Below are 12,475 nucleotides of genomic sequence, written 5' to 3' on the forward strand. Positions count from 1 at the left end.
CGCCTGATGCACCGCCTCGGACGCATTCCGCCGGCCGAAGCCGAAGCCCGCTACTATTCCCAACTCGTGACCGGTAGACCGGCCGGATCACAGAAACCTGAGGGTGCATGAAACCCGGGACGGTTCAATGGTGCGAGCCAACCGGCCATGGCGCCTCAGGAAATCTCCGAGGCTCCGGGTGCCGGAGGTTCTGTTCCAGCAGCTGCGGAGGCCGCAGTCCACCACGCCGTCAGCAAGAGCAACAGGAAGCACGCCGCGTGGAGAGCAATGACACCATCAACCCCCTCGTCTGACCGCCATCGGGCTGCGCAACGCTGCCGCCAGCGTGGCAGCACCCACCCCGGCGAGAGCCGCCGCCGAGGGCTTCGGCGACCAGCGCAATGCGGCGACCGCCCAACCGATGGGCTCGTTGCGCGCAGGATCGGAGCCGGTAGGGCTGGACACCGTCTGCTGTTGACTCGTCGGTTCGGCGAAGATGTCCAGCATCGCAGGCACGAACGCTTTCAGGTCCTGAGGCCCGCGGCTTGTGACCAGATTGCGGTCGCGCACCACCTCGCGGTCAAGCCACGTCGCGCCCGCGTTGACGAGATCATCGCGGATGCCGGGCCACGACGTGAGGGTCCGTCCCGTGAGCAGTCCCGCCGACGCCAGCACCCATGGACCGTGACACAGGGTGACGATCGGCTTTCCGCCGTGGTCGAAGGCACGCACGAAATCTCGTGCGTCCGCCGACTGCCGCAGTAGATCGGGGTTGATGAAGCCGCCGGGAAGCAGCAGTCCGTCGTAGTCGTCGGGGTCGGCGTCGGTGACCACCTTGTCCACGCCGACGCGGCTGGCGGGCATGTGCAGGTTCACCCCGCGAATTCGGCCCTCGCGCAGTGACACGATGTCCACCTTCGCGCCCGAAAGCTGCAGCGCACGTAACGGAACCACCAGTTCGACCTTCTCGAACCCGTCGGCGGCCAGCACCGCGATCGTGCGCCCCGAAAGGCGTCGTTTGTGTGCCATCATCCTCCTGTCGACGTCATGCATTGCGTCACTTGCTCTTTCGTTGTCGGTCGACGCTCAACCGACTTTTGCGCCCCACGCACCGCCGTGTTGTGTCAACGAACCTGCCCCGCGACGCCGGGGCCGATGCGCGGTCATCGCCATAGTTCCCCGGCCAGCCAGACCCATCCGATGCCGGTGAGCACACCGAGCGCTGCGATCGCAAGGATGTCAACAGAACCGGCAAGGTCGCCGCGGCGGCACACCCGGTGGCGGTCCGGTCGACCGGGATCTGTCGATAATCGCGCCACCAGTAAGCGACATCACCGAGATAGAACAGCGCCATCCCCCCGGCAAGTGCGACTGCCGGCAGAAGCGGCAGGGGATCGTCGGCGTGAGCCCATCGTTACTTACGGCGCCTGAGAACCCTTCGCACCAGATAGATGGACAGGATCCACGGACCGGCGACGATGACCGGGTCGATCCACATGTGTTTCACATCGACCCGCTTGCGGCCGAACCGCGACCGAAGCCCGTTGTGACTGAATTCGGCTTTCACGCCCGACTCGGTGATCGGGTTGTCGGGCCGCAAGGTGACCAGCGAGCGAAGGTGGTGCTCGAGGGCATCCACTCGGTCGGCGTAGAGCAAGATCATCCAATGGGCGGCGCGGCCTTCACTGAACTTGTAAGCGAACTTCCGCATGGTCCCCGACAAACCGCTGGGTGGCTGCGCGGTACCGAACACCGGAGTCAGGAATCGATGTTCGACGGACCTTTCACGCGGCCACTTCTCGGGCTGCCGCTCGGGGAAGTCCCAATGCGCCCCGGTCTCAAGGAACTTCAGTTTGGGGACGGACGGTCGATCCTCCTTGTTGAGATCCGCGCCCCATCCGTGGATACGCGCTCGAAGAGCCTCGCTGTCCGGTACCGGCGGATGGTCGGCCGTGTAGGCGGGCACGCGCTGCGAAGTCTGGGTCATGACAGTTCTCCTTGGGTCCATCAGTTGTGGTTGACGACGACGACCGGCTTGATGATGTTGTCGAGCTTGGAAGAGAAGATGTGGTAGCCCTCGGCAATATGCTCGAGTGGGATGCGGTGCGTGACAATGTCATTCGGCTTGATGTAGCCATTCTCGATATGCGACCACAACCGCGGCCACTGCCGCTTCACCGGGCACTGGTTGGCGTTGATCGTGAGGCCCTTGTTCATGGCATCGCCGAACTTCACCGCGCTGAACATCGGCCCGTAGGCGCCGACCACCGAAACGGTTCCGCCTTTGCGCACCGAGTCGATCGCCCAGTTGAGAGCCACTGGAGAGCCGCCCTGCATTTTGAACTTCGCCGTCGTCACGTGCTGCATGAGGTTTCCGTCCGCCTCCGCACCGACCGCGTCGATCGCGACGTCGGCGCCCAGGAAGTCGGTGACTTTCTTCATCTCCAGCACGATGTCGCCGTACTCACCGAAGTTGTAGGTCTCGGCATCCGCGAACTCCCGGGCCTTCTGCAAGCGGTACTCCTGATGGTCGATGACGATGACGCGGCCGGCCCCCATCAACCAGGAACTTTTCGCTGCATACAGACCGACCGGCCCGGCGCCGAACACGATGACGGTGTCTCCCTCGGCGATGTCCCCGAGCTGAGCGCCGAAGTATCCCGTCGAAAGGGCATCGGTGCACAGCAATGCGTCTTCACTTTCCATCCAGTCGGGGATCACCGATGGACCGACGTCGGCGAAGGGCACCCGCACGTACTCGGCCTGAGCGCCGTCGTACCCACCGCACGTATGCGAGTAGCCGTAGATGCCACCCACCGCAGTGGCGTTGGGGTTTCACGTTGTGACAATTGGAGTAGAGGCCTCTGGCACAGAAGTAGCATGAGCCGCAGTAGATGTTGAACGGCACCATCACCCGATCACCGGGCTGGATGTTCTCTACAGTGGGGCCGACTTTCTCCACCACTCCGATGAACTCGTGTCCGAAGGTGTGCCCGATCCGGGTGTCGGGCATCAAGCCGTGATAGAGGTGCAGATCCGAACCACAGATCGCCGCCAATTCCACCCGAACGATCGCATCGTTGGGGTGCTCGATCGCCGGGATCTCTTTTTCCTCAATACGAACTTTGCAGGGATCGCGATAACTCATTGCTTTCATAGCGCCTCCTAGCGGGGTTGATGTCCGGCGCCGCATACCCGGCAACGATGTGGCAAAACCACCCTGCTGTGGCCAAAAAGCGCAGCGGCATTGGACCTTTGGGCACGAAGACGCGAGTCGGTAACTTCCCGCCGTCATTCCCGAGTGGGAGCTACGTCGAACGCCGCGTGATAATGGCAGCGATATGCACCACGTCGGCTGGACCAATGACGACGATTCGAAAGGAGAAGCGGCACAGACGGTCCCAGGCAGACGGGGTCGCCATGAGGGCAGTTATGTACGACGGACCAGGTGGGGTCGTTGTCAAGGAGTTCCGGACACCAAGATCGAGCACCCGACCGAAGTACTCGTCAAGATCACCGCCACCGAGGCATGGTCGTCGGTCACGAGACGTTGGCATCGTCGCCGAGGTCGGCAGCGCGGTGGCCACGGTCTCGCCAGGTACGCGCAGGCGATCGGGAGTGTCCGCCCATCAACATCGGCTGCGGTTTCTGCCGCGATTGCGACGAGGTCGGACGGCGCTGTGTCCGACAGCGCATCCCGAGGCGGAGTGGCGGGGGCCGCCGCCTATGGCTTTCGCCGGGATGGGACCGTGCTGGGGCGGCGGGCAAGCAGACCGTCGGGCGCCAGTGCAGTCGGTGGGTCAGATGGCTGCTTATCCGGCAATGATCCCGGGGGACAGAAAAGGTGATCACCGTCGACCGTCGCCGCGACCGTCTGCTCTGCGAAGCTGATCGCCGGCAGTCAAGCCGCCCCTCCGGCGGCGACCAGCATGTCCACCGGCGAACCGCGGGGACACGGATGAGCGATTATCGGGACATACCCCTGAGCTGTTTGCTGGTGGTCCCGGCTGGGTTCGAACCAGCGACCTTCCGCGTGTGAGGCGGACGCTCTCCCACTGAGCTACGAGACCGGATATTCGGCGATGCGAACGAGGCAGAAGACTAGCACGCGGCACTCGTCCCCCAAGAATCCGCTGGCAGGCAATCGCCGTTATCGGGGCGCGGCGCAGGGCATGGCGCCGCTAATGTCGCCGTATGAAGCGTTGGGCGCTCGCCGCCACTGTCGTGATTTCGGCCGCCCTGACGCTCTGCTCTGCCGCCGGAGCCGACGTCGTCGGCTTCACCTCGCCGAGCGGCAACATCGGCTGCATCCTCGCCGAGGACTCGGTGCGCTGCGACATCGCGGCCCGTGACTGGACGCCTCCCCCGCGGCCGGCCGACTGCCCGGACTTCACCGACTACGGACAGGGCATCTACCTGGGACCCACCGGCCCCGCCCGATTCGTGTGCGCCGGCGACACCGCACTGGGCAGCGGCCCGGCCCTGGACTACGGCCAGTTACGGGTCGGCGGCGGATTGAGCTGTGAGAGCGAACCCTCGGGCATCCGCTGCTCCAACTCCCACGGCCGCGGCTTCGCGATATCCCGCCAGGCCTACCAGCTGTTCTGAGCCGCGGCGCGCCGCGCGAGCAAGGGATTTGTGTCTGCCTAGCTGCCTGGACTATCGTTCTGCATCGCGACGGGCGACGATCTCGCACGTGGCACGCGGATGTAGCGCAGTTGGTAGCGCATCACCTTGCCAAGGTGAGGGTCGCGGGTTCGAATCCCGTCATCCGCTCGAGGGTGCAGGCATCAACCCCAGCGGTGGAGTGGCCGAGTGGTGAGGCAACGGCCTGCAAAGCCGTGCACACGGGTTCGATTCCCGTCTCCACCTCCAAAGGTGTTCCCGGCGCGATTAGCTCAGCGGGAGAGCGCTTCCCTGACACGGAAGAGGTCACTGGTTCAATCCCAGTATCGCGCACCACTCTGACCAGCAGTTTTAGGTCAGAATCCGGACGGCATGCCACATACATGCCAGATTGATCGGCCGCCTCGGCGTCGCGACTCGCGATATGAGAGGTTTGCCATGAACACCACTCACCGCCGAGCGTCGCTCGACGACACCACACCCGACGCGGTGCCGACGGCGCTCTCCGTTGACTGTCCGCTCTGCGGCGCCGACGCTGGCCAGCCATGTCAGGACGCGGTTCGGGGTTGGGTCCGCAACGTCGGCCCACATCTGACACGCGTTGCGGCCGCAGTCGACCCCAAGCACGCCCGCGGCGGTGCACAGTGACCGTCATGAACGATGACAATGCCCAGACGTGGCGAGACCTCGCCGACGCGCTCACGGCCGAGCAAGCGGCCTACCTTGCGAACTGGGAAAGCCACCCAGAAATCCCGCCAACTCTCGACGGACCCCCGTCGCCAGACCACCATGCAAGAGCGCTCCTGTTCGCTGCCCGCGCGTACCTCACCCAGAACGCCGCCGCAGCCCTCTACGCGGACGTCGTGCCGCCGCCCGAGGACGGCTCACCATTACCCGTGGGAACACGACGGCGACGGCAGGTGGTTCCGGTACTTCGCAGGCACGACCCGCAAGGTTGGCGACATCGAGGTCATCATCAGCGGCCTCCAGGGAACTGACGGGATGATCACCCGCACGATTACCGCCGATTTCGAGGACATCGACGCCGTGACCGCGCGGCAGCTCGCGGCGGCGCTCATCGAGGCCGCCGATGAGATCGAGGCTCTGCAGTGAGCGGCGCGCAGCGCGGCCGGCTGCCAGCGACGCCGATCACCTGGGAGCTGCTGATCGACGAATACAGCACTTGGATGCGCGCAGTCGGACGCTCGCCGCTGACTATCCGACTGCGAGAGGACCAGTTGCGCCTTGTCGCGCGTGAGGTCGGCGGTCATCCGAACGCCGTCACCGAGGACGATCTGGTGACGTGGTTCGCCTGCTATCCCGATTGGAAGGCCGAGACGCGGCGCAGCCACCGCGCCGCGGTGCGCGGGTTCTTCGAGTGGGCCTACAAGTTCGGCCGCATCCTGAGCAACCCAGCCGCCGATCTGCCCACGATGCCGGTCGGTGTCGCGACGCCCCGCCCCGCCGACGATTACGCCTGGCGTACCGCCCTGGCCGCCGCAGACCTGCGGGTAACCCTGATGCTGCGCCTGGCCGGTGAGGTCGGCCTGCGTCGCGCTGAGGTTGCACAGGTACATACCCGCGACCTGATCAACGGCGTGGCCGGGGCGCAGCTGATCGTGCATGGGAAGGGCAACAAGAAGCGCGTCGTACCGCTCAGTCAGGGGCTCGCGGATCTGATCCGCCTCGGCGCAGAGGGCCACACCCCCGGGGCGTCGCCGAGCGGGTGGCTGTTCCCTGACGGGTTCGGCGGCCATCTGAGCGCGCAGTACGTCGGCCGCCTGGTCGCCGACGTGCTACCGGACGGGCTGACTATGCACACGCTGCGCCACCGCGCGGCGACCCGCGCGTACCGTGGCACCCGCAACCTACGGGCGGTGCAGATGCTCCTCGGGCACTCCTCGGTGGCCACCACGCAGCGGTACACGGCCGTGGAGGACGACGAGGTTCGGGCAGCGATGATGGCGGCCTCGATCTCGAACCCCGACTGACCAGTGCGCCCGACAACGGCCCCGGCTGCCCACGCACGCGGTCGGGGCCGTTTCATCTTGCTCCATCATCGCGCGGTCGGTACCAGAAAGTATGGTCAGCTGCATGACCCTGTCGGGTAACTCGTCCTTGAATCCGAGCAAGTCCGAGATCAACAAGTGCGGCGAGCTCATCCGGAAAGTTCGGTACGAAGGTCTATCAGTGGGACTTGATGAGATAGACCACGCCATCGAGGTCATTTCCTGGTTCCGCGCACAGCATGCGTACCCGATGGCCAAGGTCCGCTATGGGCTGACCAGCATGGTTCGAACGGAGAGCGCCGACGAAGTAATCAGCCAGCGACTGAAGCGAGTGCCGCGCATCGTCCGCAAGCTGCATCGAACCGTAGGTTCGCCTACAGGACGAACCGCCCTTGCGAGGCTGGAGGATATCGGCGGAGTCCGCGCCATTCTCAAGGACGGCCCTGAACTCGAACGCGTCCGGCGACGGATCGAACGTAACTGGAAAGCGCACTTCAAGAGGCCTCCGCGGGATTACATCGCGGAACCCAAGCCGATCGGGTACCGCGCGGTTCACTTCGTCATCGTCCGCGACGGGCGGGCTATCGAGGTCCAGCTACGGACACGCGGCCAGCAACAGTGGGCCGACGCTGCTGAGTCTGCTGATGCGCGCCTAGCCCACCGAGGCGTCAACCTCAAGGACAGCGAAGGTCCCGCGGAGATGATCAAGTACTTCAGCGCCGCCGGCGAAGTCATCTACCGCCGCGAGTACGGCATCCCGATCTCCTACGAGTTGACAAAGCGGTTCAACACGGCGCGGCGAACTGTGATAGAAAGCGGCTACTACAACGCATAATCAGCGCTGAAGTATGGGTATCTTGTGGATATGCACCAACTGGAGGTGGGCAACGATGAGCAAGGATGACGTTGTGTACTTCCTTCTGGTGTACAGCTTCGATTCGAACCAGCTCGTCTACCAGGAAGAATGCGACGACCGCGAAGCGGCGATCGCGGCGTATGACGCGATGGAGCGCCAGTATCGGGGAACTCTTGACCGGTTCGAGGTCGTGCTCATCGGCGCAGACAGCATCGAGACTGTAATGAAGACCCATGGCCACTACTTCCGCACGTCCGCAGACTCGATGTTCTCCGAGTTCCTGAGCGAGCCAAACCCGGTCTGACCCTGACTCGGATCAGGCTTCCATAGGTGCCCGGCACCTATTGTGTAAATGTCCTGAGCTTGGTCAAGTGAGTCGCTACCCCCTCCCTCGATTTTTTCACAGGGGGCCGGCAAACCCGTTGCAGCACGACAGCATTTGGAGACACGGCAGCCCGTTGCGGCGCAACGGATTACCTTCAGTAGAACCATCCCTGCTTGCTCGGCAGCGATCCGTCCTCATTGCCGACGCCGTGGCCGATCTCGGTCATCGGCACGGCGGTTTCGTCGGGCACGCTGGCCAGCACTTCGGCCATGCCGGGGTCGGCGGTGATGAGGTTGATCCAGTGCTTGCGGCGAGCGGGGGTGATCTTGCCCTTATTCACCGCGGCGGCCACGGCGTCCTCGACCTTCTGCCGCTCGGCGGCCGCCTTGATCTGTCGGCCCTCGGTGGCGTCGGTGCGCAGTGCCGCAAGCGTGTCGCTGTCGATGACCTCCAGGCCGGCGCGCTTGGCCGCTGCGGCGACCGTGGAGGGCTTGGCCGGGTCGAGGTCTGCCACCTGCGCGGCGAGGTCGGCGGCGGTGTCGACGACCAGCTCAAGGTCGGTGGTGTCGGCGGGCAGGCCGAGTGCGTCGAGCAGTGCGGCGGCCTGCTCGTCAGTGAAGGTGAGTGCCATGTGTGTCTCCTCGGGTCAGCCGGCCAAGCCGGTCAGCTTCTTAGCGGCGAACGGCCGATCGACGCCGAAGGCGGGCACGACGTAAGCCTGGACCCACCAGGACCGGGTGGCTTTGTCTTCCCAGACGTCGACAGTGAGTGGGAACTCGAAGCCGACGGTGCCGACCATGCCTTTTTCGACAGTCCAGGCGGTTCCGGCGGTGACACGTGGATTGGCGAACAGTTCCACGCCCGCCGATTTGAGCATCGCGTCGAGCCGATCGGCGTACGCAGTCCTCAGAGCGTGAGCCTCGTTGGGATGAACTACCAGCAGGTCGTGCTTGACGCCGAGCTCCTGCAGGTCGCTGGCGAGCTGGGCTGCCGAGAGGTCGGCGGTGGGCAGCTCGCCGGACGGCGTCAGTTCAGCCTCGCTGCCGATAGTCACCAAGATGGACCAGTCATGGCCGGGCACCACATTGGCGCCGGTGACCGCGGCGTTGAGCTCTGCCATGGCGCGTACGTCGAGCTTGCGCGTGATCGTGTTGGCCAGCTGCGTCGTCTGCTGGTCGAGGTAGTTGACGTCGTTGCGGGTGATTTCCTCGACGCCGATCTGAAACTTGCCGCCCCAGTCCTCGACAAGCGCGAGCTTGGGCTCGGGGTCGACGCCCTCGACCACCTTGTATTCCGCTCTTGCACTGCGCTTTTCGACGTCAGAGGTGAAGAAGTCCGATGCCTGGATGACCGAAAACAGCATGCCGCCACCTTCGACCTTGGCGCCGAGGGTGCGGAAGAACTTGGGCAGCAGGATCTGCTCGTCGGCGAGCTGAGCGATCCGCGCACGGATCGTGGTGGGCTGCTTGAGCGCGGTGTCGACGGTCAGCCGCCGCCCGGTGAGTTCAGGGATCAATGCGTTCGGCATAGTTCAATCCTGTTCAGTAGAGGGAGATTTCGGCATCGGCACCATCTGCAGCACCGGTGACGGCATAGCCGACGGCGACGCCGCTGGCCTTGGCTTTGGCCTTGCCGGCGGTGCCGACCTCGACCTCGGCGAAGGCCGTGATTGCGCCGTCGACGGTCACCTTCACGACTCGACTGTTGCCACGCACCACGGTCACCAGGCCGCCGCTGGCGGCGTCGTTGCCCGCCACGCCGCACGTCCGGCCCGCGGCCGTGGCCGGCGCGACTGAGAGGTTGCCGCCGGAAGCCCGGTTGCCACTGATGGCCAGGAATCTGCGTGCGGTCACGGTGGCCGTGGCTTCGGCGGTGATGTTGGCGCCCGGGTCATAGACGGACGGGTTGGTCAGGGTGGTGCTCACGAGGGTGTCCTTTCCGTGGTGAGTCGATGAGTACGACGCCGGCGCGCCGCCGCAACGGCGACAGCGCGACGACGGCCACCGGCACCGTGGTTGGTGGCCAGCACGATGCGCCTGGCCGCCACGTCGATGCCATAGAGCGCGCCGACGTCCTGGAGAGAACGCAGTGTCTCGACAGCCGGATCAGCTGCGCCGAGTAGCGCCAGCCCGTTCAGCACCAGCGGCCACGTCCTGCCGTCCTGGTCGGTGAAGTCGATCAGCGCCTCGATGCTGCGATCGGGATAGGCGTGCGGCAGCAGCTTGGCCACCGGGCCCGGCACGTTGACCAGATCACCGACCAGCGTCGAACCGCCGTCGGCCAGACGCAACCCATCGACGTAGCCGAGTGCGGGCCCGCCGTCGAACCGGGGGTCGTCGTGCCCGATCTTGACCACGGGCTTGCGCAGCACCCCGGCACGGTGCGCCTCGATCGCCGCGGACAGGTGCTCAGCGGTGACGGTCCAGTCACCGACGGTGCCGCCCGGCTGCCAGGTGCCGACTTTGACCAGCTCGACGCCGCGGATGGTGCGCAGATCAGCAGGCATTCTCAGCTCCGCTTGGCTGCCCGTTTCTCAGCAAGGGCGACAACGCTTCTCGCCGGATATACCCACCGACCGCCGGCACGATAAGCCGGTATCGACCCCCGGCGCGCAAGGTCGCGGACACCGCCAGGCGTGAGCCTGAGGATCGCTGCCGCTTCGCCGGTCGTAACGAGGTCATAGGGCCGATCATGAGGCGAATCTTCCTCATTTCCAACTTCTCTGACGTCTACGTCAGTCTTCGGGACCGAAACGTCAGCTTTCACTGACGTTTTGCGCAAACGGGCAATGAAGTCGGCCAACCGCGGGGAAGGCCGGCGGTCGGTCAGCAGAGCATCGAGAGCGTCGAGCAGATACCGGGCGTCGTCGGGCTCCAGGAGCACGCCATTGACCCGCTCGATCACGATCGTGCCCTCAGCTGGAGCCACACCCGGTTGATCTCGTCGACCAGGCGATACCGCGGCCGTCGCGCGAACTGGTCGCGCAAAAGGTCGAGCTCGTCGCGGGTATCGGCGTTCGAGATACCCTCGATCCGCCGAGCCTGATTCAGAGCCTTCACCTGCGCGACGTCGCCGTCGGAGATCGCCAGGAGCAGCTGTGCGGCTCGCCAGCGCACCAGCAGCAGGTCGGTCGTCGTCTTCATGCGTTCACCAGTCCATCGCGAGGTTCTCGGCTGAGAGCTGTTCGGCAGCAGCATCTTTCGCCCTCCAATCGCGCGGGTGTGTGCTGGTGAGCACGGGTCGCTGGCTGTCCAACTGGCCGTCGCCGCGCTGCCCATTGCAGGTCGAATGCAGCAGGCGATCACACAGCTTTCCGCCGGCCACGCGCGGCACGCTGTGGTCGCCGGCCAATGTCTTGCGGTCCCAGTTGCGGGGCTTTTCCTTGAACATCGGGAGACCGCACCAGTAGCAGAGGGACCCCTCGATGTGCTTCCGCATCAGGCGGGCCACCTCCTGTTGGTGTCGCCAACCTAATCCGCGTGCAGTGGTGTTGGCTTTGCGACTAGACACTCCGGTCACCCGCCTGGATCCTCGCCAGGGCCTCCCGCTCAGAATTTTTCCGCCGTACATAAAAAAGCCTGACCAGGGGGCGGGTCAGGAAATCGACGGCCGGCCTCAGGATTATCGACCGGGGGGTCGCGACGACGCCGATCACTCGCTCACCACCTTGCAGAACGCGCACAGCCCAGTGTCATCGGCGGGCAGGTCACGCACACACTGCCGGCACAGCGGCTGCGGCGGTGGGCCATCCCCCTCGGGGTCGTAGTCCTGACGCGCCCGGGTTACCTCGGCAAGGACATGCTCCATCTCGTCGTCGTATTCGCCGCTCATGCCGACTTCCTCGGACGTCCTACCGCCTTCGGTCGGTTCACGATGCCGGCCACGACGCCGAAGGGCCGCTGGCTTCGCGGTAGCGACTCGTACCAGTCGACGCAGCGGTCCAGGGCCGGGCAGCGGGCACACAGGACGATCGCCTCTGCATGCCGCCGCACCACCACGTCGGGGTGCTCGCCAGTGGCAGCGTCGTCGAAGAGTGAATGCCTCCCTCGGCACTTGGCGCCGGGTAACGAGGGTGCGAGGCCGACGGCGTCGAACAGACTCTGCACGCTCATATCGACCTCACCGTGCAGACGTGGATCTCTTGCGTCACCGGCGTCAGCGATACCTCGTAGATTCCGGGACACGGCTCGCCGGGGTCATGCCGAAGTGTTCCGCGCCAGGACGACGGCTTCTCCGCGGCCGGGTCCGGGTGCCAGACGTGCTCGGTGACGACACCGGGCTCGATCTCGCGGGCGGACTTCACCAGCCGGCCATCGCTGTACCGGCGCGGGTCGCCAAACTGCGCGGCGAGTGCGCAGATCTCGCGGACCGTCTCGTCAATCGCGTCTAACTCAGGCTCATGGTCGCCGGTGCAATCAGTGCCGCTGATTGAGTCGGTCGTCCAGTTCGCCCGTTGCGTGAGAAGCGCTGCCGCGTACTTCAGCGCGTCGAGGGAATTGGTCATCGGAAAGGAGATCCTTCTGTGTGTTGTAACCCCCACGGACCCACCCCTATGGTTGCGTCCAGCAGAGTGGTGTACGAGTCGGACCTGATCAGCGGTACCGGCGTGTCGTTGCCGAATGATTGAAGGTCATCGCGTGATTCTTCGAGAGACCCGTCAAAGTCACTCGAGCAAAGGAA

General features: G+C 65.1%; 16 protein-coding genes, 4 tRNA genes and 2 pseudogenes. 8 read left to right on the top strand and 14 right to left on the bottom strand.

Going from position 1 to position 12,475, the window contains the following annotated elements; all coding sequences use genetic code 11:
• Window positions 1-456 precede the first annotated feature (456 nt).
• The 4 genes and pseudogenes from ACTWP6_RS28745 to ACTWP6_RS28760 form a co-directional block, all read right to left on the bottom strand.
• Window positions 457-1,008 (bottom strand): annotated as a pseudogene (locus tag ACTWP6_RS28745) (type 1 glutamine amidotransferase domain-containing protein); the annotation flags it as partial.
• A gap of 385 nt (window positions 1,009-1,393) precedes the next feature.
• Window positions 1,394-1,966, bottom strand: a complete 573-nt coding sequence (locus tag ACTWP6_RS28750) for a hypothetical protein (protein ID WP_443189466.1) — start codon at window positions 1,964-1,966, stop codon at window positions 1,394-1,396.
• Between the two features lie 20 nt (window positions 1,967-1,986).
• A pseudogene (locus ACTWP6_RS28755) lies at window positions 1,987-3,136 on the bottom strand (zinc-dependent alcohol dehydrogenase).
• A gap of 838 nt (window positions 3,137-3,974) precedes the next feature.
• Window positions 3,975-4,049: transfer RNA gene (locus tag ACTWP6_RS28760), tRNA-Val, on the bottom strand.
• Between the two features lie 124 nt (window positions 4,050-4,173).
• Here ACTWP6_RS28760 and ACTWP6_RS28765 point away from each other — a divergent pair.
• From ACTWP6_RS28765 to ACTWP6_RS28800, 8 genes are all read left to right on the top strand, one after another.
• On the top strand, window positions 4,174-4,587 hold the full coding sequence (locus ACTWP6_RS28765) for a DUF6636 domain-containing protein (RefSeq protein ID WP_443189467.1): 414 nt from the start codon (window positions 4,174-4,176) through the stop codon (window positions 4,585-4,587).
• A gap of 95 nt (window positions 4,588-4,682) precedes the next feature.
• Window positions 4,683-4,755 (top strand) — tRNA-Gly (locus ACTWP6_RS28770).
• Between the two features lie 25 nt (window positions 4,756-4,780).
• Window positions 4,781-4,854, top strand: a tRNA-Cys gene (locus tag ACTWP6_RS28775).
• 12 nt (window positions 4,855-4,866) lie between these two features.
• A tRNA-Val gene (locus tag ACTWP6_RS28780) sits at window positions 4,867-4,941 on the top strand.
• Window positions 4,942-5,043: 102 nt separating this feature from the next.
• Window positions 5,044-5,253 (top strand): zinc finger domain-containing protein, encoded by a 210-nt coding sequence (locus tag ACTWP6_RS28785; RefSeq protein ID WP_443189468.1) that lies wholly within the window; start codon window positions 5,044-5,046, stop codon window positions 5,251-5,253.
• A gap of 461 nt (window positions 5,254-5,714) precedes the next feature.
• Entirely contained in the window at window positions 5,715-6,596 is an 882-nt protein-coding gene (locus ACTWP6_RS28790; protein WP_443189469.1) for a tyrosine-type recombinase/integrase, read from the top strand.
• A 103-nt stretch (window positions 6,597-6,699) separates the two neighbouring features.
• Window positions 6,700-7,449 carry a RelA/SpoT domain-containing protein gene (locus ACTWP6_RS28795; protein WP_165804708.1) on the top strand — a complete coding sequence of 250 codons (750 nt, stop codon included), beginning with the start codon at window positions 6,700-6,702 and terminating at the stop codon, window positions 7,447-7,449.
• Between the two features lie 55 nt (window positions 7,450-7,504).
• The gene (locus ACTWP6_RS28800; protein ID WP_105388811.1) at window positions 7,505-7,774 is read left to right on the top strand and encodes a hypothetical protein; all 270 of its coding nucleotides are present in this window, start codon (window positions 7,505-7,507) and stop codon (window positions 7,772-7,774) included.
• A gap of 175 nt (window positions 7,775-7,949) precedes the next feature.
• Here the strand turns inward: ACTWP6_RS28800 and ACTWP6_RS28805 are convergent, their stop codons facing one another.
• The 10 genes from ACTWP6_RS28805 to ACTWP6_RS28850 form a co-directional block, all read right to left on the bottom strand.
• Window positions 7,950-8,426 (bottom strand): hypothetical protein, encoded by a 477-nt coding sequence (locus ACTWP6_RS28805; protein WP_443189470.1) that lies wholly within the window; start codon window positions 8,424-8,426, stop codon window positions 7,950-7,952.
• A 15-nt stretch (window positions 8,427-8,441) separates the two neighbouring features.
• On the bottom strand, window positions 8,442-9,323 hold the full coding sequence (locus ACTWP6_RS28810) for a major capsid protein (RefSeq protein ID WP_443189471.1): 882 nt from the start codon (window positions 9,321-9,323) through the stop codon (window positions 8,442-8,444).
• 13 nt (window positions 9,324-9,336) lie between these two features.
• Window positions 9,337-9,720: a capsid cement protein gene (locus ACTWP6_RS28815; protein ID WP_443189472.1), complete on the bottom strand. Its 384-nt coding sequence runs from the start codon at window positions 9,718-9,720 to the stop codon at window positions 9,337-9,339.
• The gene (locus ACTWP6_RS28820; protein ID WP_443189473.1) at window positions 9,717-10,301 is read right to left on the bottom strand and encodes a hypothetical protein; all 585 of its coding nucleotides are present in this window, start codon (window positions 10,299-10,301) and stop codon (window positions 9,717-9,719) included. The genes ACTWP6_RS28815 and ACTWP6_RS28820 overlap by 4 nt, the downstream gene beginning before the upstream one ends.
• A 2-nt stretch (window positions 10,302-10,303) precedes the next feature.
• Complete coding sequence (locus ACTWP6_RS28825; RefSeq protein ID WP_443189474.1) at window positions 10,304-10,699, bottom strand: helix-turn-helix domain-containing protein; 396 nt, start codon at window positions 10,697-10,699, stop codon at window positions 10,304-10,306.
• Window positions 10,696-10,938: a hypothetical protein gene (locus tag ACTWP6_RS28830; RefSeq protein ID WP_443189475.1), complete on the bottom strand. Its 243-nt coding sequence runs from the start codon at window positions 10,936-10,938 to the stop codon at window positions 10,696-10,698. Before ACTWP6_RS28830 ends, ACTWP6_RS28825 begins: the two co-directional genes overlap by 4 nt.
• Before the next feature lie 4 nt (window positions 10,939-10,942).
• Window positions 10,943-11,185 carry a hypothetical protein gene (locus ACTWP6_RS28835; protein WP_443189476.1) on the bottom strand — a complete coding sequence of 81 codons (243 nt, stop codon included), beginning with the start codon at window positions 11,183-11,185 and terminating at the stop codon, window positions 10,943-10,945.
• 261 nt (window positions 11,186-11,446) lie between these two features.
• Entirely contained in the window at window positions 11,447-11,626 is a 180-nt protein-coding gene (locus ACTWP6_RS28840) for a hypothetical protein (protein ID WP_443189477.1), read from the bottom strand.
• On the bottom strand, window positions 11,623-11,907 hold the full coding sequence (locus tag ACTWP6_RS28845) for a hypothetical protein (RefSeq protein WP_443189478.1): 285 nt from the start codon (window positions 11,905-11,907) through the stop codon (window positions 11,623-11,625). The genes ACTWP6_RS28840 and ACTWP6_RS28845 overlap by 4 nt, the downstream gene beginning before the upstream one ends.
• Entirely contained in the window at window positions 11,904-12,299 is a 396-nt protein-coding gene (locus ACTWP6_RS28850; protein ID WP_443189479.1) for a hypothetical protein, read from the bottom strand. The genes ACTWP6_RS28845 and ACTWP6_RS28850 overlap by 4 nt, the downstream gene beginning before the upstream one ends.
• Window positions 12,300-12,475 lie beyond the last annotated feature (176 nt).

Source organism: Mycobacterium sp. 4D054 (assembly GCF_052245755.1).
In the GTDB taxonomy this organism is placed as follows: Bacteria; Actinomycetota; Actinomycetes; order Mycobacteriales; family Mycobacteriaceae; genus Mycobacterium.